Annotated in this window: 24 protein-coding genes; 16 read left to right on the forward strand and 8 right to left on the reverse strand. The window is 71.3% G+C overall.

Going from position 1 to position 19,194, the window contains the following annotated elements:
- The first annotated feature begins 134 nt into the window (after positions 1 to 134).
- The 3 genes from JOF36_RS31520 to JOF36_RS31530 all read left to right on the forward strand — a co-directional run bounded on the left by JOF36_RS31520 (position 135) and on the right by JOF36_RS31530 (position 2,071).
- Positions 135 to 488: a hypothetical protein gene (locus tag JOF36_RS31520; protein WP_210034137.1), complete on the forward strand. Its 354-nt coding sequence runs from the start codon at positions 135 to 137 to the stop codon at positions 486 to 488.
- Positions 489 to 564: 76 nt separating this feature from the next.
- Positions 565 to 1,770, forward strand: coding sequence for an AI-2E family transporter (locus tag JOF36_RS31525; RefSeq protein WP_210034139.1), 1,206 nt, complete (start codon positions 565 to 567; stop codon positions 1,768 to 1,770).
- On the forward strand, positions 1,661 to 2,071 hold the full coding sequence (locus JOF36_RS31530) for a tyrosine-type recombinase/integrase (RefSeq protein WP_210034144.1): 411 nt from the start codon (positions 1,661 to 1,663) through the stop codon (positions 2,069 to 2,071). The genes JOF36_RS31525 and JOF36_RS31530 overlap by 110 nt, the downstream gene beginning before the upstream one ends.
- Positions 2,072 to 2,518: 447 nt before the next feature.
- Here JOF36_RS31530 and JOF36_RS31535 read toward each other — a convergent pair whose 3' ends face one another.
- Complete coding sequence (locus JOF36_RS31535) at positions 2,519 to 3,274, reverse strand: IclR family transcriptional regulator (protein ID WP_210034145.1); 756 nt, start codon at positions 3,272 to 3,274, stop codon at positions 2,519 to 2,521.
- A gap of 98 nt (positions 3,275 to 3,372) precedes the next feature.
- Here JOF36_RS31535 and JOF36_RS31540 point away from each other — a divergent pair, with 98 nt between their 5' ends.
- The 13 genes from JOF36_RS31540 (at position 3,373) to JOF36_RS31600 (ending at position 15,033) form a co-directional block, all read left to right on the forward strand.
- The gene (locus tag JOF36_RS31540; protein ID WP_210034146.1) at positions 3,373 to 4,485 is read left to right on the forward strand and encodes an alcohol dehydrogenase catalytic domain-containing protein; all 1,113 of its coding nucleotides are present in this window, start codon (positions 3,373 to 3,375) and stop codon (positions 4,483 to 4,485) included.
- 25 nt (positions 4,486 to 4,510) lie between these two features.
- The gene (locus JOF36_RS31545) at positions 4,511 to 5,800 is read left to right on the forward strand and encodes a Rieske 2Fe-2S domain-containing protein (RefSeq protein WP_210034147.1); all 1,290 of its coding nucleotides are present in this window, start codon (positions 4,511 to 4,513) and stop codon (positions 5,798 to 5,800) included.
- Positions 5,801 to 5,828: 28 nt separating this feature from the next.
- Complete coding sequence (locus JOF36_RS31550; RefSeq protein WP_210034148.1) at positions 5,829 to 6,329, forward strand: hypothetical protein; 501 nt, start codon at positions 5,829 to 5,831, stop codon at positions 6,327 to 6,329.
- A complete protein-coding gene (locus JOF36_RS31555; RefSeq protein WP_210034149.1) occupies positions 6,326 to 7,300 on the forward strand; it encodes a PDR/VanB family oxidoreductase in 975 nt (324 codons plus the stop codon). The genes JOF36_RS31550 and JOF36_RS31555 overlap by 4 nt, the downstream gene beginning before the upstream one ends.
- A 75-nt stretch (positions 7,301 to 7,375) precedes the next feature.
- A complete protein-coding gene (locus JOF36_RS31560; protein WP_245351052.1) occupies positions 7,376 to 8,656 on the forward strand; it encodes an MFS transporter in 1,281 nt (426 codons plus the stop codon).
- 1,526 nt (positions 8,657 to 10,182) lie between these two features.
- Positions 10,183 to 10,467, forward strand: coding sequence for a DUF6907 domain-containing protein (locus tag JOF36_RS31565; protein ID WP_210034150.1), 285 nt, complete (start codon positions 10,183 to 10,185; stop codon positions 10,465 to 10,467).
- Positions 10,464 to 10,673: a hypothetical protein gene (locus tag JOF36_RS31570; protein ID WP_210034151.1), complete on the forward strand. Its 210-nt coding sequence runs from the start codon at positions 10,464 to 10,466 to the stop codon at positions 10,671 to 10,673. Before JOF36_RS31565 ends, JOF36_RS31570 begins: the two co-directional genes overlap by 4 nt.
- 240 nt (positions 10,674 to 10,913) lie before the next feature.
- A complete protein-coding gene (locus JOF36_RS31575; RefSeq protein ID WP_210034152.1) occupies positions 10,914 to 11,444 on the forward strand; it encodes a hypothetical protein in 531 nt (176 codons plus the stop codon).
- Positions 11,444 to 12,142 carry a DUF2637 domain-containing protein gene (locus JOF36_RS31580; protein ID WP_210034154.1) on the forward strand — a complete coding sequence of 233 codons (699 nt, stop codon included), beginning with the start codon at positions 11,444 to 11,446 and terminating at the stop codon, positions 12,140 to 12,142. Before JOF36_RS31575 ends, JOF36_RS31580 begins: the two co-directional genes overlap by 1 nt.
- Positions 12,139 to 12,417, forward strand: a complete 279-nt coding sequence (locus tag JOF36_RS31585) for a hypothetical protein (RefSeq protein WP_210034156.1) — start codon at positions 12,139 to 12,141, stop codon at positions 12,415 to 12,417. The genes JOF36_RS31580 and JOF36_RS31585 overlap by 4 nt, the downstream gene beginning before the upstream one ends.
- The gene (locus tag JOF36_RS31590) at positions 12,414 to 14,534 is read left to right on the forward strand and encodes an FtsK/SpoIIIE domain-containing protein (protein WP_210034157.1); all 2,121 of its coding nucleotides are present in this window, start codon (positions 12,414 to 12,416) and stop codon (positions 14,532 to 14,534) included. Before JOF36_RS31585 ends, JOF36_RS31590 begins: the two co-directional genes overlap by 4 nt.
- A gap of 119 nt (positions 14,535 to 14,653) precedes the next feature.
- Complete coding sequence (locus tag JOF36_RS31595) at positions 14,654 to 14,821, forward strand: hypothetical protein (protein WP_210034159.1); 168 nt, start codon at positions 14,654 to 14,656, stop codon at positions 14,819 to 14,821.
- Complete coding sequence (locus tag JOF36_RS31600; RefSeq protein WP_210034161.1) at positions 14,818 to 15,033, forward strand: hypothetical protein; 216 nt, start codon at positions 14,818 to 14,820, stop codon at positions 15,031 to 15,033. The genes JOF36_RS31595 and JOF36_RS31600 overlap by 4 nt, the downstream gene beginning before the upstream one ends.
- A gap of 15 nt (positions 15,034 to 15,048) precedes the next feature.
- Here JOF36_RS31600 and JOF36_RS31605 read toward each other — a convergent pair whose 3' ends face one another.
- The 7 genes from JOF36_RS31605 to JOF36_RS31635 all read right to left on the reverse strand — a co-directional run bounded on the left by JOF36_RS31605 (position 15,049) and on the right by JOF36_RS31635 (position 19,025).
- Positions 15,049 to 15,270, reverse strand: a complete 222-nt coding sequence (locus JOF36_RS31605) for a hypothetical protein (protein WP_210034163.1) — start codon at positions 15,268 to 15,270, stop codon at positions 15,049 to 15,051.
- Positions 15,271 to 15,446: 176 nt separating this feature from the next.
- Positions 15,447 to 16,223, reverse strand: a complete 777-nt coding sequence (locus JOF36_RS31610) for a hypothetical protein (protein WP_210034164.1) — start codon at positions 16,221 to 16,223, stop codon at positions 15,447 to 15,449.
- Positions 16,220 to 16,432 carry a hypothetical protein gene (locus tag JOF36_RS31615; protein WP_210034165.1) on the reverse strand — a complete coding sequence of 71 codons (213 nt, stop codon included), beginning with the start codon at positions 16,430 to 16,432 and terminating at the stop codon, positions 16,220 to 16,222. The genes JOF36_RS31610 and JOF36_RS31615 overlap by 4 nt, the downstream gene beginning before the upstream one ends.
- The gene (locus JOF36_RS31620) at positions 16,422 to 17,900 is read right to left on the reverse strand and encodes a terminase large subunit domain-containing protein (RefSeq protein WP_210034166.1); all 1,479 of its coding nucleotides are present in this window, start codon (positions 17,898 to 17,900) and stop codon (positions 16,422 to 16,424) included. The genes JOF36_RS31615 and JOF36_RS31620 overlap by 11 nt, the downstream gene beginning before the upstream one ends.
- The gene (locus JOF36_RS31625; RefSeq protein ID WP_210034167.1) at positions 17,897 to 18,127 is read right to left on the reverse strand and encodes a hypothetical protein; all 231 of its coding nucleotides are present in this window, start codon (positions 18,125 to 18,127) and stop codon (positions 17,897 to 17,899) included. The genes JOF36_RS31620 and JOF36_RS31625 overlap by 4 nt, the downstream gene beginning before the upstream one ends.
- Entirely contained in the window at positions 18,124 to 18,426 is a 303-nt protein-coding gene (locus JOF36_RS31630) for a hypothetical protein (protein WP_210034168.1), read from the reverse strand. Before JOF36_RS31630 ends, JOF36_RS31625 begins: the two co-directional genes overlap by 4 nt.
- On the reverse strand, positions 18,423 to 19,025 hold the full coding sequence (locus JOF36_RS31635; RefSeq protein WP_210034169.1) for a hypothetical protein: 603 nt from the start codon (positions 19,023 to 19,025) through the stop codon (positions 18,423 to 18,425). The genes JOF36_RS31630 and JOF36_RS31635 overlap by 4 nt, the downstream gene beginning before the upstream one ends.
- Between the last annotated feature and the right edge of the window lie 169 nt (positions 19,026 to 19,194).

A 19,194-nucleotide genomic window follows, 5' to 3' on the forward strand; every position in this document is an offset into this window, starting at 1 on the left:
TGTCCGCGATCAGAGAGGGTGCCGGTGCTGATCACGAGCCGACCTCTCGCCGCTTGCGGGTCACCGCCATGGATCGGTGATCACGCGTAGCTCAGTGAGAATGTCGCGAAGCTGCGGACTGTCACGATGAGCAGGTGGCGCCCCGTTTCCCCGAGTCGACCAAGACCTCCGTGCGGCAACGGTTACGCGCGCGGACCCGTGAGCGTTGGCCCCAGATCACCGAACTGCACATGCGTCACCACGGCGTGTTCACCTACATCGGGGCCAGCACCGAGACCGAGATCCTGCCGCTGCGTCGGCTGCGCTACGTCGGATCGGCACATGACTGGCAGGTCGCGATCTACCGGGCCAGCCACGACGACTACGCCGAGTCGATCTTCCCCCACGGGCTCCCGTTCGGGACCTGCCAGGACGCACTCGACCTCGCCTGCGGCCTCTACCTCAACGACCCCACCGCCTGGCACGACCTCAGACCCCCGACGAACTAACGACCGGAACCACTAGCTTGGTCGCTCATCCGCTTGGGGTGACGCCCGTCCGCGTTTCGGGGGGGACCGTATAGCCGTGGCCAATACGAGCGGCACCGACCCTGGCACGCGGGTGCCTCGGGGCGTGATCCTCGTGCTCGCCGCCGCCGGGCTGCTGGTCGCGGCCCTGGCTGTGCAGCAGTTCGCGGGGATCGTGGCGCCCGTCGTGCTCGCGCTCATTCTCGTCGTCGCCGTGCATCCACTGACCGGGATCCTGCGCCGACTCGGCCTGCCGATGTGGCTCGCGACAACCATCACCCTCCTCGCGCTCCTCGCCGTGATCGTGGGGCTCGCGGCAGCGTTCGCGCTCTCGATCGCCCAGCTCGCCACGATCCTGCCCCAGTACGAGGACCGCTTCGTCGAACTCGTGGTCAACCTCCGGACCTGGTTGGCGTCGCTCGGAGTCGGGCAGGACGAGCTGCAGGCCGCCCTCGATCAGATCTCCCTGGGCAGCATCGCCGGTGTACTGCGCGACATCCTCACAGGGCTGGCCACCACGTTCTCGAACCTGCTGTTCCTGATCTTCGTGGTCGCGTTCATGGCCCTCGACGCGGTCGGGTTCTCCAGCCGGCTGGCCCAAGCTCGGCGTCGACGCCCGGACTTCATCGCCCCACTGGACACCTTCGTGCGGGGCACCCGCAGCTACCTGCTGGTCACCACCATGTTCGGGCTGATCGTCGCGGTGCTCGACACCGGCATCCTCTGGTGGCTCGGCGTGCCGTTGCCGCTGGTATGGGGGCTGCTCGCGTTCGTCACCGGCTACATCCCCAACATCGGGTACTTCATCGGGCTCGTCCCACCGGCACTGCTGGCCCTGCTCGAAGGCGGGCCCGAGCTGATGCTCATCGTGATCGTGGTCTACGCCGGGATCAACTTCGTGATCCAGTCGATCATCCAGCCCAAGGTCATGTCCGACACGGTCAACCTCTCGCTCACACTCACGTTCCTCTCGCTGGCCGTCTGGACCCTGATCATCGGACCGGTCGGCGCGATCCTCGCGATCCCACTGACCCTGCTGGCCAAGGCCCTACTGTTCGACATCGACCCGAGCACCAAATGGATGTCCGACCTGCTCGCAGGCGGGCCGGCCCCGCCCGACGACGACGAAACCGAGTCGGCCGCCGATCGAGTCGATGTCCCCACGGACGGCACCCCCATCGTCGTCGTCCGGCAGGAGCCCGGGCCCGACCCAGAAGCAGCCGAGGCGGGTACCAACGTGGATCAAAGACCACCGCCGGGATGAGTATCGAGAAGGAACGGACGCCGCTCAGAGGCTTGTCAACGTCTGCCGGTCGTTCCGCCGAATCGCCGCCGCCGCGGGCCTGGATGCCGCGGAGTGGACGGCCCGGGAACTGCGGCACAGCTTCGAGTCACTGCTCTCCGACTCGGGCGTTCCCCTGGAACACATCTCGCGACTGGTCGGGCACAGCGGCACCGCCGTCACAGAAGCCGTCTACCGGCAGCAGCTCCGGCCGGTGCTGGAGCACGGGGCCATCGCGATGGACGAGATCTTCCGGCCGATGAGGACCTGGCCTGATGTCTGACGGGCGGATGGCCCCGAAGCCCGGAGCGATAGACACTCAGTTAGTCACTCACCGATGCCCGGCCCCGGACAAAAAGAAAGCCAGGACCGGAGTCCTGGCTGGTGAAGAAGGGTGGAGCTGAGGGGACTCGAACCCCTGTCCCCTTGACTGCCAGGATCATTTCGCGCCTTGCCTGAACTGGGAAATGCGTCGCTGTGCAGGTCAACCGGTGCAGTACGATTCAGTCCAACGCAACCCGATTCGAACCGGCACCGCTCACGTGCTCCAGACTTGCTCCAAAAAGTCAGTCAATGACCTTGGACACAGAGATGCACCCCCGCGGTGTCATCGAGGCCGAGCATCACCGCGCCGCACAGGGCCGCTTCTGAGCGCTCCGAGGCCAGTAGGGCTCGACGTGGGAGTCCACAGTCCAGGCAGACACGCGGGTGGCCCGGTGACGGTGAGGGATCAGCTACCGAGCGCGTCTGACGCCGCCGTAGCGGCGCCGCGAACCAACTCGATGATCTCGGTACGACGTGCTTCGCTGATTCGGAAGGCCGGACACGGTGCGGAGATCGCCGCGACGATCCGCCCATCCTCGTACACGGCGGCGGCAGGAGCCCAGACGCCTTGGTCGATTTCCTCGTTACTGACCGACCAGCCGCGCTCGACGTCGCGCTCGACGTCGTCGAGAAATGCTTCGCGCCCGTTCACCGGTGGCAGCGCGCCGGACTCCATGGCCTCGTCCAGGTAACGCCGACGACCCTCCGAATCCAGCGATCCGAGCAACAGCCGGACGCTCGCGCCGCGTAGAGCCGGCAGCAGTTGGCCCGGCTCGAAAGACAGCCGGAACCGGCTCGGTGTCTCGACCCGGTGAATGCAGACCGGGGCGCCGTGAACCAGACGCATCAACAGCACCGACTCCCCGATCTGCTCGGAGAGTGCGCGCATCAGCGGCTCGACGGTGTCCACGATCGGCGCGGCCCGACGGGCGGCCCGCCCGAGCGCAGCTACCCGCATCGACAGGTGATATCGCCCCCGCGACGACTCCTCCAGCAGGCCCATGTCTCGCAGCAGCGCCACATAGCGATGCACGGACGGGATCGGAATCACCAGGGTTTCAGCGAGCTCTCGCACAGAGAGCACAGGTCGTTGCTCGGTGAATGCGAACAGCAGATCCAGAGCCCGCCTGCCGCTGTCGGCGCCAGCTCGTGCTGTAGCCATCGTCGTTCCCTCCGTTGACGCCTGCTGCGTGGCGGCTTAGTCTCAATAAATCACTCGGCGATAGTTAAGTATCACAGAGTGATATTAAGGAGTCAAGCATGGATCCCGTAGAGGCGATGCCCTGCCTGCCGGCCACGGCGCGGGCGAGCGTCGCTCTGCCCAGCGGCGGCTGTGAGGTGCGGGAACTGCCAGTGCCCGCACCCGATCCGGACACCGGATGGCTGCGAGTCGCCGCGTCTGGAATCTGCGGCACCGACGTCGCCCTGCAGGCCCGCGGCGTGCCAGGGCCGACCGTGCTCGGGCACCACGCGGTCGGCGCGGTCGCCGCAGTAGGAGAGGCCGCTGCGCGGCGTTGGGACGTCGGCCAGAGGGACCGCGTGGTGATCGAGGAGTACCTGCCCTGTGGCTCCTGCTCTACCTGTCGTACCGGCCCGTACCGGCTCTGCCCTCAGACCGACATCTGGGGCGGTGGGCGTCGGATCGGCACCGTGCCGGTCACCGAGGCTCCCGGCCTGTTCGGCGGCAATGCGGAGTATCTCCACCTACCCGCCAATGCCGTGTTGCACCGCCTGCCGGACACGCTCGACGACGAGCTGGCCACTTGGGTACTGCCCTACGCCAACGCTCTGGACTGGACGCTCGGCGCGGGCCGGCTGCGTTCCGGCGAGACCGTGATCGTCCTCGGCCCCGGCTACCACGGCTTGGCTGTCGCGGCGGCCGCGTTGGCCGGCGGTGCGGAGCGCGTGGTCGTCACCGGACTGCCACGTGACGCCGAGCGGCTGAGCATCGCCGAGGCCCTCGGCGCTGTCCCGGCCGTCACCGACGACACGCCCCGACTCGCAAGCGAGCGCCCCGATCTGGTGGTGGACACCACCGGTGGCGCGCCCGAGGTCGTCGGCCCCGCGATGGAGCTGCTCGGCCACGGCGGTCGCTTCATCCTGACGTCGCCGAAGTCGCCGGCAGCGGTCCCGGTCGACACCGCCCACATGATCCGCCGCGGCCTGTCGGTGCAGGGGGTCCGCGGTCGCTCGCCGGAAGCCGTCCGCGCCGCGATCGCGGCACTCGCCACCGGCGAATCGCGTCTCGCGCGGATCCCGGTCGCTGTGACCTCACTCGACGGTGTCGGGGACATGCTCGCCCGCCTCGCCGTCGGTGACGGGCCGCGATCCCCGCACGTCGTTGTCCGTCCCTACCACCAGATGACGTCCTGACACCGACTGAAAGGAACCAATACCCGTGCTGACGCGTGAGCAGAACGAACGACTCATCCGCACCGACCGGGGCACCGAGATGGGTGCCCTGCTACGCCGCTACTGGATTCCGGCGTTGCTCACCGAAGAGATCCCGGAGCCGGACTGCCCCCCGGTGCGGGTACAGCTGCTCGGGGAGCGCCTCATCGCGTTCCGGGACAGCGAAGGCAGGCTCGGTCTGCTCGACGAGTTCTGCAGCCACCGTACGGCTTCGCTGTTCTTCGGCCGCAACGAGGAGTGCGGTCTGCGGTGTGCCTACCACGGCTGGAAATACGACGTCGACGGCAACTGTGTGGACATGCCCTCGGAGCCGCCCGAGAGCCGGTTCCGAGAGAAGATCAAGCAGAAGGCCTACCCGTGTATCGAGCGCGGCGGAGTCGTCTGGACCTACATGGGCCCGGCCGAGCACCAGCCCGACCTACCGGAACTGGAATGGGCGATGCTGCCCGACTCCCAGGTGTTCGTGTCCAAGCGTCTGCAGGAGACGAACTACATGCAGGCCATGGAAGGAGGCATCGACTCCAGCCACGTCTCGTTCGCGCACCGATTCAACATGGACGACGACCCCATGCACGCCGGCACCGAGGGCCTGACCTACCTCAAAGCAGACACCCGGCCGAAGTTCGAGGTCATCGAGTCCGACGGCGGCCTGCTGATCGGAGCGCGGCGCAACGTCGACGACGAGCGCTACTACTGGCGCATCACCCAGTGGATCATGCCGTGGTACACGATCATCCCTCCGTTCGGGACACACAATCCGCTCGGCGCCCACGCCTGGGTCCCGATCGACGACGAGACTTGCTGGGCGTGGAGCATCAACTACCACCCCACCCGCGATCTGCGTGACGACGAGCTGGAGTCGATGCACCGCGGCGACGGGATCCACTCCCGCAACATCCCGGGTACCTACCGCACGGCCGCGAACAGATCCAACGACTACCTCATCGACCGCAAGGCCCAGCGCGAGAAGCGCAGCTTCTCCGGCGTTGAAGGCATCGCCGCCCAGGACTTCTCCCTTCAGGAGAGCATGGGTCCGATCGTGGACCGTACGAAGGAGCGTCTGGGCACCAGCGATGCGGCAATCATCCTGGCTCGCCGGCGCCTGCTCGCCGCAGCCGAGGACGCGGCCGAGGACGCAGCAGGCCTGCCCGGTGAGAACGCCGAACACCACCGGGTCCGGTCCGCATCGGTGCTGCTGCCCAAATCGGTTCCGTTCCAGGAGGGCGCGCAGGAAGCCCTCATCGTGAAGCCAGGTCAGGACTTCGTCTCCATCTGACCCCTCCCCAGAAAGGAGAGTCGTCCCGATGGCGTCGATCCCCACCCGACGGTCCTACGAAGCGGCCGTCCTACTGGTCGCACTCGATCCCACCGCCCGGCTCTGGCTCAACGGCCACGATGACTCCGAGCTGGCCGGCATCACGATAGCCGGCGCAGAGCTGGCGGCACCGCCCCCGGACGACCCTGCCCCCGGCGCGGGAGGACCGCCTGCGGTGAGCAGCCCCCTCGAGCACGCCGTGCACGCCACCGATGTGGTCGTCGTCCTCACCCACGACCTCGCCGGCGTCGACCGCGACATGGTGATCCGCATCGGCGACGCGGCACGGGCCAACGGCATCCTCCTCGGTGCTGTCATCGCGAGCCCGGGTGCCCGTTGGGACGACCCGGCAGCCGAACGTTCTGCGACCACGGTTCGCGAGGCGGCCGACAGCGTCGTCGTCCTCGACGACACCCGGTTCACCCTGCCCTTCCTGCAGGTTCTACGCGGCGGTGCCCGCGACGGCGATCTGGCCGGAGCACCCTCGTGAACGGCGACGACACGCACGAAGTCCTCGTGGCACAAGCCCGCTACGAAGCGGCGGGCGTGCTGTCGCTGCGACTGCGCGGCGACTCACCGCTCCCGGCCTGGACAGCCGGCGCACACGTCGACCTGATGCTGCCCTCAGGGCTGGTCCGCCAGTACTCACTGTGCGGCGATACGGACGACCCCGAGTACACCGTGGCCGTGTTGCACGAAGCGGACGGCCGCGGCGGGTCCGCGGAGATCCACACTTCCGGTCTGGTCGGTAAACACCTGCAGATCCGCGGGCCACGCAACCGATTCATCCTTGAACCGGCCGTGTCCTATGTGTTCGTCGCAGGTGGCATCGGTATCACCCCGCTCCTCGCGATGGTCCGCCACGCCGTTGATGACGGAACGCCCTGGGAGCTGCACTTCGGCGGCCGGCGGGCGGACACGCTCGCGTTCACCGGCGAACTGCAGCGACTCGCCACGGTCTCGGACGGAGCTGTCTCGCTGCACAGCGACGACGTCGACGGCCCGCTGCCACTGGCGGATATCCTTGCCGCCGCTCCTGCGGGCGCTGCGGTCTACGGCTGTGGGCCGCCCGGCATGCTGGCCGCGCTCGGCGATGCGGCGGCGCTCACTCGTCCCGAGCTGCCGGTCCGATTCGAACGCTTCGTCACCGACCCGAGCCTCAGCAGCGTGGCGGACACGGTCTCCGACACCGACGGCGCGTTCGAGGTCGAGCTGGCCTCCACCGGCGAGACCGTCCCGGTCGCCGCAGGCGGTTCGATCCTCGACGCCGTCCGCACGGTCCGTCCGGACATCATGTCCTCCTGCGAGGAGGGCTTCTGCGGGACCTGCGAGGCAAAGGTCCTGAAGGGGACGCCGGTTCACCGAGACACGATCCTCACCGAACGAGAACGAGCCCGCGGCGCCTCGATGATGATCTGTGTAGGCAGCTGCTCGTCCCCACGACTCGTGCTCGACCTCTGACCACGGCGGCACTGCGACCTCACAGCGAAGCGCGGCGCCGCCTCCCGCACCCTCTCCCACCACGGAGTCTCAACGATGAGCACTGTCCCTGCCGGCCCGGCGGGCGCGGCGACACTGTCGTCCTACCGCTGGGTGGTCCTATTCGCCTGCTGGCTCTCGTTCACCCTGACCTCGATCGACCGCTCGACCTGGGGCCCGGCATCGGTGTTCGTCGGCGAGGATCTGGCCGTCCCGTTCGCCAGCCTCGGTGTCTTCGCCACCGCCTACTACATCGGCTACGTCATCTCGAACGCGCTCGGCGGCATCGGCACCGACCGTCTCGGCGGGCGATGGATGCTGTCCATCTCGCTGTTCGGCGCCGGCGCGTTTATGACACTGTTCGGTTCCACCACCTCAGCCACGGTCGGCATCGCGGTACAGGCGATGGTCGGCCTGTTCGCCGGAGCCGACTACTCGGCCGGTATCCGGCTGGTCGCCAGCTGGTTTCCGTCCACACAGCTCGGACTGCCGATGGGCATCTTCGTCACCGCCACATCGTTGGGCACCGCGATCGCGAACTCCGTGGTTCCGGCGATGATCGCTTGGCACGGCTGGGACACCTCATACCATTTCTTCGGTGTCATCTCGATGGTGCTCGCAGTGCTGTTGTTCTTCGTTCTGCGCCCGGGCCCGATGCTCGATTCCGAGGCCGAGGCGAGCCCGTCAGCCACCGCCCCGGTGGACAGCGAACGATCCCCCTCGAGCTGGACGGCGATGCTCGCCAACCGGAATCTCGTGCTGACCGCGATCGCCGGCTTCGGCGGGTTCTGGGGGCTGTACGGGTTCATCACCTGGGCCAACGCCCTGATGATCAAGGGGCACGGCATCACGCCCGCAACGGCTGGAGCGGTCGTCGCGATCTTCGCGATCACCGCCGTCGTCGTGAAACCGATCGTCGGCTTCGTCAGCGACCGGTTCTTCGGCGGCGCCCGCCGGATGCCCGCCGTACTGATCCTGGCACTGTTCGTCGTCACGCTGCTCGTCTTCGGCAACCTCAGCTCCGCGACCGCCTTCCTGTGGCTCGCCCCGTTGCTGGGCGCCGCCGCCTACGGTTGGACAACGCTGCTCGTCGCGCTGGTACCGCGACTCGTACCGAGCGCCGTCACCGGCACCGCGTCCGGGTTCGCCAACGCGTTCTGGCAGCTCGGCAGCGTAATCGTCCCGCTGGCGGTCGGCGGAGCCTACGCCGCCACCGGCTCGTTCATGGTCGCGTTCCTGACCCTCGCCGCCGGTCCAGCGCTTGGCGCTCTGGTGATGCTCGCAGTCCGCGAACAGCGCCCTGAACGGGCCGACGCCACTCTCGCAACGCGGCAGTAGCCTGCGTGATGAGCGGACCCAGGTAACAAGCCACCGAGTTGCCGCGCGGCATTCGCCGCTACGGCCCGTCGACTCGTGGATGCTCGCCGGACGAGACGGACCAGTGGTCCAGCCTGGCCGGTCGCGTCCGGAGGGAAGCTCAGCGGATCTGACTGAGGTTGGCAAATACCGTCGTCACGAGCATGGGCGGCTCCGCCGCCGGACGAAGGCCCTGACCCTCGACGTCGAGGCCGGGGCCGGGGCCGGGGCCGGGGCCGGCTGACAGGTCTCAGGCAGTCTGGGAGGAGAGAAGCAGTACGGCGGCCGCCCGGACCTGGTTATCGGTTCCGACCGCGGCGATCCGACTCTCACGTGCGTGCCGATGAAGGTGATGGCGGCCGGGACCGTCGTGCTGGACTGGCGGCAGGACCGTCATGGCCGGGGCCCGACCCCGGGTAGCTGACCAACCAGAGCACAAGTCCGTACCCGACGCCGGCTGTGCTGGGTTCTGCGGCGTTCTCCTGCGTCCGCTGCGGTGACGGGGGTCAGGTACTCGTGCAACTTGTCTGCGGCGGCGCTGGCTGGCAGCAGCCGATGAGGACGGCGGTGAAGCCCGCAATGCGTACGAGGCGACAAGCGATGCGTTCGTTGGCACGAACGCGCCAACAACCCGTCCAGCCTCACGAGGTCGGTGATCAGCACCGCCACCTCGAGTCATTCGCCGAGCATGCCGACAATTACCGCGACCCGGGCCGACGGTGTGGCTGTCGACGGCGACCGGTGGAAGCCACCACAACGACCAGCGGCGGCGGGGCCCGATGAGGTGGATGAGTCTTCCTATCGGGAGTCTGGGCGGCTCGCAGGGTCTGCGTACGCGTGGCGACGTCGGCAGACGTCGGCAGCTAGGGTTGCGCATTGAGGCGAAGCCGAGTCCGCACACGAAGACGTCGCCGGCTCCGTCGACCCGAACGCGACATCCAGCCGCCCTATGCGAGCCGGCAATAGGCTACCGGCAAGGTCGAGCAGGCCCCGCTGGACGAGCCGACGAGGTCAGCGACCGGCGGCTGAGGTCGCACCGGTGCCACCGCCGGACCACCGAGGTACCACCGAACGGCCGAACGATCCTGGAGCAGGATCCTGACCTCATTTCACCGGCCGGACGGGCGTGCTCCAGGACTGCTCCAGATTGAGACCACAGTGGACTCCACCATGATCGGCCAGGACGGCCGTACCGCGATCATGAACGGCGACGTCATCGCAGGTCACCAACGCAAAAAACCCGGCATCGCCGAAACGATGCCGGGTCTTCCACAGGGTGGAGCTGAGGGGACTCGAACCCCTGACCCCTTGACTGCCAGCGGTGTGCGAAACGTCCGTGACGTCCGCACAGTCCGCTGACCTGCGGGAGTCTCCGCCTGACGTCCATCTCAGGGCCTCCAAACCCGCCCCGTCCGCCCGTCCCGTGAGGGATCGGTGAGACGGGACGGCCCCGGAATCGCGGTGATCAGAACACCGGCCGGGGCCTTGATCGGATGGAGGTCCGACCCATGCACGACCGTACCCACTCCCCCGCTTGCCCCCCGTGGTGCGCGCAGCCCGCCGGCCACCGCGAGGACGTCGACTGGACCTGCCACTTCGGCCGCATCGCAGTCGACGTCCCCGGGCACCGCGTCGAGGTCGCGCTCTCCGTCGCCGACTACGCCGCCCCGGAACCGCTCGTCTTGCTCGACGTCCCCGGCTCCGCCACCGCGGAGATCCTGACCCCCGCGCAGGCCCACCTGCTCGCCGCCGCGCTCACCACGGCGGCCGACCGAGCGGAGGGCCACCGATGACCCGCCGCGCCCCCGTCCTGTTCGCCGCCTCGTCGGTGCTGTGCGCCGCCTCGGCCTGGTCGCCGCTGCCCTGGTCCGCGGTCCTGCTCGCCGCCGGCCTGGTCGCGCTGGTGGCCGGCGGGTGGCTGCTGTACCGGGCCCGCCGGGCCGGTGGCGCCCACCGCGGCACGTTCCCCTACGGCCCGCGGCGGGGTGGTCGGCGATGACCACCACCGACCTCGTGCCCTCCGACGTGGAAGGCCCCGACGGGATCACCGCCGGCGATCGGCTCGCCGCCGAGCTCGGCGCCCGCCTCAAGCACCACGGCTACCGCGGCGCGGTGACCGATCCCGCCGCCGTCGCCGAGATCCGACGCGCCATGCAGGCGCACCGGGACCGTGAGGCCCGTCGCCCCGCATGGCGGCGCCGCCTCGACCCGGTCCTAGACGTGCTCGGGGGGGGAACGCATGAGCCGACTCATCGTCGGCGGCGTCATCCTCGGGATCCTCGTCGCCCACGCCGGCCCCCACACCGCCGGCATCCTCGGCCTCGGCTGCATCGCCATCACCGTGTGGGCGCTCGCCGGGCGCACCCGCGGCGGACGAGCTGCGTCCGGTCGCGCCGTGATGGGGCACGGCCACGGCACCCAACGGCTCATCTCTCGCCACGAGGCCGGGCATGCCGCCGCGGCCCGGGCGCTCGGCGGCCGGGTGCGCTCCATGCGCATGTGGAAGGACGGCGGCATGGTGCAGGCGACCTTGCCGACGTCCGACCCGCAGGCCGCCATCACCTTCTGGCGGGCCGGGCGCCATGCCGCCGGGACCGGCACCGGATGCGGCGCCGACGACGACCTCGTCCGCCGCGAACTGCGGTCCGTGCCGCGTGCTGACCGGGCGCGGGTCCGCCGCGACGCCGACCGGGACGCCCGCCGCATCGTCCGCCGCCACGCCAGCGAGATCCGCCGCGACGCGGCCCGCATGCTCAAGGAGAGCGACTGATGAGCGCCACCAACACCACCCGGCGGACACCGCTCGTCCTGTGGGCGACGTGGGCGGGCATGGCGGTCGTGCTGGTCGCCGCCGCCGTCCTGTCGTTCGACGCCCTGCGCGGCCTCGCACTGGCCGTGCGCATCCCCGGCCACTTCGCGTGGCTACTGCCGATCGCCGTCGACGCCGGCGCGGCCGTGTCGTGCGCCGTGTGGCTCTCGCCGCGGGTCGCTCGGGACGCTGCCCGGTTCGCAGCCGGCATGACATGGGTCCTGCTCGCCTCGACCGTCGCAGGGAACGCCGGCCAGCTCGCCATGCACGCCCACTCGGTCGTACCGCCGTGGTGGGTGGCGGTGCTGGTCGGCGCGGTGCCACCGGCGATCGTCGGCGGCACCGTGCACCTCGCCGTCCTCGTCGGCCGAGCACCACAGGAGACAGCCGGCCCGCCCGTCGACGCCGACCCGATCGTGATCCGTCACCTCGACGAGGTCGACGAGGTCGACCTGCCGCCGGACTGGTGGGTCGATGCGCTCGACGCCGACGAGCAGGAGCAGTTGGCCGCCGACCCGGCCGCCGACCCGGCGGCCGAGCTCATCGCCGCCGGCGCCGGACGCCGCCGGCTGTCTCGAGAGCTGGGCATCACCGAGCACGCCGCCCGCGAGCTGCTCGCCACCCGCCGCAACGGCCACCCGCAGGAGGTGCCGGCATGACCGAGGACGACGTCTACACGCGGGTGAAGCGGGCTCTCGCTGACCGGGTCGCCCTGCACCCGCCAACCCCCGACGCCGCCCCGGCCGAGACGGCGGCGTGGTGCGAGGCCCACGCCGAGACCTGCGACCGCGAGGCGCAGGCATGGCGCGACGCCACCGACCACCTGCCGCTGTCCGGCCTATGCCACGAGGCCGTCGTCGTGGCCCGCATGTGCGCTGAGGACTCCGCCCGCGACTGGCGGCGCCTCGCCCGACCCGATGGGAGCACCCGGTGACCGACCTCGTGCAGGACTTCTCATCGCCCGCTGTATCCCCCGCTGCTCACCCGGTGGCACCCGCCCCGGGTGAAGGGGTGGGCGACGAGCGGGTGCCGGTCGACCCGGAGCCGACCCCGACGACGATCTACGCCACCGCGCTCGCCACCCGCGACACCGAGCGCCGCCCGATCGTCCCCGCGTATCTCCGGAACCGGGACGAGGCCCGCCACCTCGCCGGGTGGCTGGCGAAGTTCGGCGCGCACGTCACCGCCTACCACCTGTCGCGGGCGCCGCTGTACGCGCTGCGCCTCGCACTGCGGGCACCGCGGGGCCTGGCCGTCGCGGTGGTGGCGGCCGAACGGTGGGTCCTCGACGCCGAGGGCGCCCCGCTGCGGGCCGGGGCGGTATCGCGCGGCGACGCGAGCGGGTACATGACCCTCGCCCGGGAGCGGAACCGGCGGGTGCACGAGCGCGCCATCATCGCCGGCGCCTGCGCTGTGCTCGCCGCCGTCGCGGCGGTGGCCGGATGGTGGTGGGCGCCCGGGTGGGTGCTCGCCCTCGCCCTGGTCGTCGCCGTCGCAGTCCTCGGCAAGGTCGGCACCCCACGCGACCGACGGGTGACCGACGTGGCGACCACCTCGTCGGCGGCCCCGCCCCGGCTCACCGCGGACGTCGTCACCCGCGCCCTCCAGTCCCTCGGCATCTCGGCGATGGCGGCCAAGGCCGTCCCGCCGTCGTTCGTCGCGCCGATCACCCGGGACGGCCCCGGGTGGCGCGCCGACGTCGACCTCCCGCACGGCGTCACCGTCTCCGACGTCATGGAACGGCGCGACCGGCTCGCCTCGGGGCTGCGCCGGCCGCTGTCGGCGGTGTGGCCGGAAGCCTCGTCCGAGCAGCACGCGGGCCGGCTCGTCCTGTGGGTCGGCGACCAGCCGCTCAACAAGGTCCGTCCGGCGGTGTGGCCGCTCGCCAAGGCCGGCGCGGTGCAGGTCATCGGGGGCCGGTTCCCATTCGGCACCGACCAGCGCCAGCGCCCCGTCAAGGTCGCGCTCGAGGAAACCAACGCACTCATCGGCGCGTTGCCGGGCGGTGGGAAGACCGCCGCGGTGCGGGTCCTCGCCCTGGCCGCCGCGCTCGACCCGCACTGCGAACTCCGCATCGGTGAGCACAAGGGCAGCGGCGACCTTGAGGCCCTCGGCCTGGTCGCCCACCGGTACGCCTCCGGTGTCGACGACGAGGCCCTGGCCGCCACGTTGGACAGCCTGCGGGAGCTGCTCGACGAGGTCGGTCGGCGCGCGAAGACGGTGGCGAAGCTGCCCCGGACAGCGGTCCCGGACCGCAAGGTCACCCCGGAACTCGCCGCCCGCAAGGGCTCCGGGCTGCACCCGATCGTGCAGGTCATCGACGAGGCGCAGGAGTTATTCACCCACCCCGACCTCGGCAAGGAGGCCGGGGAGGTCGCCGAGCGGATCATCAAGCGCGGCCGGGCATTCGGCGTGTACTTGGTGATCGCGACGCAGCGCCCGGACGCCAAGTCCGTGCCCTCCGGGGTGGCTGGCAACGTCGGGCTGCGCTTCTGCCTGCGCGTCACCGGGCAGGTCGAGAACGACATGGTGCTCGGCACCTCCGCCTACCGCAACGGGATCCGGGCGACCACGCTCACCCCGTCCGACCGCGGAATCGGCTACCTCGTCGGCGCCGGCGACGACCCGCAGGTGGTGCGCACCTACTACGTCGACGGCCCGGCCGCCGAGAAGATCGCGCAGCGGGCCCGCGCCGCCCGCGAGGCGGCCGGGACGCTGACCGGGCACGCGGCCGGCGAGGTAGTCGACGAGGGCCTCACGCCGGCGGCGCAGCTCCTCGAGGACCTGGCCGTCGTGTTCGCCACCGTCACCGACGAGCGGGTGTGGTCCGAGACCGTGCTGCACCGCCTCGCCGAGCACCGCCCCGCCCTGTACGCGGGGTGGACTCCGGAGGCCCTGGCCGCGGCGCTCAAGCCGTTCGGGATCACCACCGGGCAGGTGTGGGGCCGCACCGACGAGGGCGCCGGCGCGAACCGGCGCGGCGTCACCCGCGCCGACGTCCTCGCCGCGATCGAGACGCACCACCGGGCCCGCGCGGAGATCGCCCGCTAGCGGCAGGGCCCGCTAGACCTAGCACCTGCGCTAGCGGCGGAGATCGCCGCTGACCAGGGAACTAGCGCCTAGCGGGCCCTGTCCTCCGGACCCCACAACACCCTCAGGAAGGGCCTTCGATGACCCCCACGACGCCCGCTAGCGACCCCGCCGCCGTCCGCGGCACCCCGGAGTGGCAGGCCGCCCGCTTCGACAATCTCGCCGCCCTCGCGACGCTCGCGCAGACCGCGGTCGAGGTCGACGGCGAGCAGCTCGACCTGTTCGCCGCCGCCCCGGCCGCGCGGTGACCACCCTCGCCGTGCTCTCCCTCGCCGCCACCGCGGTCTACGTCGCCGCGTGCGTGTGGTGGCCATATGCCGCGTGCCGCCGCTGCTCCGGCACCGGCAAACGCCGGTCACCGTCCGGGCGGGCGTGGCGGCCCTGCGGCCGCTGCGACGGCACCGGGCGGCGAGTGCGGGCCGGCCGCTACCTCGCCGAGCTGTTCCGGTCGGACCGGTAGCGACGCCTCAGGGGGTCACCGCGGGGTACAGCCGTTCGGGCAGGACCGCCACTGCGGCACGTACAGCGGTTCACTCAGGCCCGGGTACCGGTAGATCTCGGGAACGATCGGCCGGCGGCACCGGGGACAGCCGGGCATGACCTGTTCCTCGATCTCCTCGATCTCCTCCGCTGTGAACGTGGTCCGGCCCTCGGAGTGCACGAGCTGCCAGCTTTCGGGGTCGACGCTCCAACTCATACGTACACGTTCGCTACAGCGGGCCGAGACGTTGCACGCCGCCGCAGGTGGCGCCGGCTGGCCGGGCTGACCGCTATCCGGGGCGAGCGCTGTCCGGGGCAGCCCGGAACGACCGCGGAACGGCGAGACGGCCGGCCCCCGGGGGGAGGGACCGGCCGTCTCAGTAGGTCAGTGGATCAGTCCTGCGGTGCCGGCGCCATCCCCTCGACCCCGGCGTTCGCGCGGACGTCCTGCACCCGGACCGCGTGGTCCAGCGCCCGGCTACTACCCGGGGAGGTGTAGCGGTCGATCTGCTTGCGCAGCGACCCGACTGCGAGCTCGGCGCCCTCCGCCCCGGTGGCGAGGTCCCGCTCGACCCGCAGCCGGCCGCGCTCCCCCTTCGGCGCCGTCGCCATGACCGCCTCGTCGAGGTGCCGGTCGACGACGGCCGGGTCGCTCACATGACGGCTCTGGCCCGCTGCGGCCGCGTACGCCCCGTACTCCGCCCGCAGGGCGAGGACGGCGTCGTGGTCGCCGGCGGCCTGCGCCTGCTGCACCAGGGTGAGCGCGTCGACGCCGGCATCGAGCTGTGCCCGCTGCCGGTTCCACGCTTTGGTCTGCCGAGTCTCGGAGAGCAGGGCGGCGTTCACGTCGACCGGGCCGGACTGGCCGCGGGTCCACTCGGCGATCGCGCGGACCGAGTCGGTGGCGGACTGCTCGAGGCGATCCGCGGCCGCGGTCGCATCGGCAACGGCCTTCTCGACCTGCTGGTCACGCCAGTCGGTCCCGAGCCGCTCAAGGTCGGCGGTGCGGATCCGGTGCAGCTCGCGGACGAGGCGGTCGACGACCTGCTCGGCCTCGGCCGGCGCACCCCGCAGGGTGTCGACCGCACCGTCGACGCGGGTGCGGACCCGCTCGGCGGCCCGGTCGGCGGCGATGCTGTCGAGGACCTGCGACATGAGGTTGCTGGTCATGAGAAGTTCTCCTTCGGGTTGTCCGACGGCGTCCGGCCGTCGGAGGTCTGGTTGCGGGAAAGCTCATCGCGCTCCCCCGCTGCGGTGCCGGGCTCGATGGCCCACACCGCGCCCGTCTCCGCCGTCCACGGCAGATCGGGCAAGTCCTTGAGTCGCGTGCTGCGCAGGGCACGGGCCCGGAGGCGACCGCGGGGCCGATCACCACCCATCGCCGGCCGCCTCCCCCGCCGGCAGATCCATCCACCGCGACGACTGCATCGGCACCGGCCGTCGCGGCACCGCAGCGCCCCGCCCGGTCGTCACGACGTCCCGGTCCGGCCGCCACGACGGCGCCCCACTCGCACCAAGCGCGTCCCGCAGCCGCCCCGTCTGCACACACGACATGGCCTGCATGAGCGCCATCGCGAGGTCGTCGTGACCGGCCCGCTCCGGAACCGCGATCCGCACACCACCCGCCGGCAACTGCTCGAACTCGAGCGCGCGCAACTGCTTGAGCAGCTCCGGGTGGCGAGGCAGCACCAGGCGGTCGCCCTGCAACAGGGTGCGCAGCTTCCCGAACCCGGCCTGCTTGCGGCGCGCGTCCGTCCACACCGGCGCCACCCGCGTCCGCACCCGCTCGCGGTGCAGCCGGTCCTCGAGGTCCTCGGTCGGGTAGGCGCCGACGCCGTTGCGCTCGCTCGCGAGGACCCGCATCCCGAACCGGCCTGACACCTCGACGAGGCGGTCGATCCACGACGACCACGGCGCCCGGTGCTGCGCCTCGAGCCACGGCACGTACAGCCGCCACCGCATGTCGAGGGCGTCCGCCGGGTCGAGCACCGACAGCGTCACCAACGCGTTCGCGTCCACCGCCTGGCCCCAGTCGACGCCGCCGACCATCGGCCACAGCGCCCGGCCGTGCACCGGCACCGTGCCCGGGTCGCGCAGCTCGTAGCCGGCCGCCGCACCCGTCAGCTCGTCCTCGGTGAAGTAGGCGCCGGCCGCGTCGCCCCACTCCGCGAGGTACTCCCGCGTGAAGTAGTCCGCCGGCTCCCGCTGCCGGATCTCCTCGAGCAGGGCCGCGTCGACCAGCGGCGACACCGTCGACGGCCAGTGCCACGCCGCGACCTGCTCGTCGGGCCGGTCCATGCCCCGCCGCCACAGCGACCGGAACCAAGCGTCGGGGCCGCCCCACGGGCTCGACGTCGCGATGACCCGCGACCCCGGGCGGGCGATGATGGCCGGCTCCGCCGAGCGCCAGATCTCGTCACTGACGAACCCGGCCTCGTCGACGATGAGCAGGTCCACCGGCCATCCGCGGATCGCCCGCTCGGACGCCGGCACGCTGCGGATCGTCGACCCGTTGCTCAAGGTCAGCGCCGACTTTGTCTCGTCGAGCACCGACCCGGACAGCGCCGCGGACCCGGTGGCCAGGCCGGCGACGTCGGCGAGGAGGCGCTTGGCCGCGTCCTCGCCGGCCGACACGATCAGCACCGTCACGTTGCGCCGGGTGGCGGCCGCGTGCAGGGCCAGCACGGCGAGCAGCACCGACTTGCCGACCTGCCGGCCGGCGCAGACGACGCGGTAGCGGGCCGGGCTGCGGGCGACCTCGAGCTGGTGCGGCCACAAGGGACGGCCGAGGACACGGGCGGCGAACTGCTCGACGTCGAGCAGCCCGCCCGCGGTCGGGGCGGTCACGTCGACACCTCCACTGCACAGCGGGGGCACATGCCCGCCCGGTGGCGTTCGTCGGCGACCTCGAACCCGATCTCCAACAGGTCGACCCGCAGCGTCTCGACGGCGAGGTCCTCGGTGGCCTGTCGGGATTGCGCGGCCAGGTCCTCGTATCGGGCCGTGAGGGCGTCGTACCGCGCGGCGAGGTCCTGGTACTGCGCGACGAGGGCGCCGAGGTCGGGGGCGGTCACGCCGCCACCGCCGTCGGCGACGTGGCCGCACCGAGCAGGAGCAGCTCGACCGCGAGGAACCACACCGGCGGATCACTCGACGCGGGCGCGCCGTCGCGGTCGGCCCGGGCACGCACCGTCCCGAACGTCACCCCGTACTCGGTGCGGTCGGGTCGGCGGTCGGCGTTGACGACGACGACCGTGCCGATGCGGCCGTGCCACGACGGCCAGGTTCCCCGTGACGGGTGCTCGACCGCGTCGCGTTCGATGCGGACGACGTCGCCGACCTGCGGTAGCCGGCGGGCTCGTGTGGTGGTCACTGGTGATCTCCGGAGGTGTGCGGCCGGGGCGCTGTGTCGCCCGTGGACGGCCGATCGGGGGTGGGCTGGTGTGTGGGGCCGGGCGCGGCCTGTGCGGCGTCGAGGCGCTCCTGCTCGGCGGTGAGCATCTGGGCGAGGTCGGTACGGGCCGCGGTGACGTCCCGACCGAGGCGGGCGCGGGACAGCGGGTCGAGGCCGAGCCGCTGCCGGGCCTTCGCCGCGCGGGCCTCGGCTCGATCGAGCATCGACAGGGCCGACTCGGTCGCGCGGGTCGAGGTGCGAGATCGGCTGCTCCCCCGGGACTCCTCGGCCTCGGTGGTCGACTCCGTCGTCGAGGCGAGGGCGGCGTCGAGGTCCCGCTCGGCGAGGTAGGTCCACAACAGTTCGACGACGGCCTCGGCGCGGGCCCATGCCCGCACCGCCGGCGCATAGACGGGCTCGTCGAGGTAGGAGGGCCACGTCGGCAGGGCGCGGGCTTGCTGCTCGACCTCGGCGGCCAACGGGGCGATGCGGCGCTCGCTGTAGGCGCCGTGCCGGAGGCCGGCCTCGTTACCGTCCCGGAATGGCTCCCACGAGTAGCCGCGCGCCACCTCAGCCACGGGCCACGTCACTTGACAGGTCCACAAGTGACAACTCGCTGACCTGCTTGGATGCGGCACCGATCACGTCGAAATCACGCGTCTCAGCCGTCCGCAGAGCGGCCCCGACGCCCGCGCGTGTGCATCGTGTCTGCGGTTCCGCGGGGGCGTGCGACCCCGCCGGACCGCG

This window comes from Pseudonocardia parietis (genome assembly GCF_017876315.1).
Classification (GTDB): Bacteria; Actinomycetota; Actinomycetes; order Mycobacteriales; family Pseudonocardiaceae; genus Pseudonocardia; species Pseudonocardia parietis.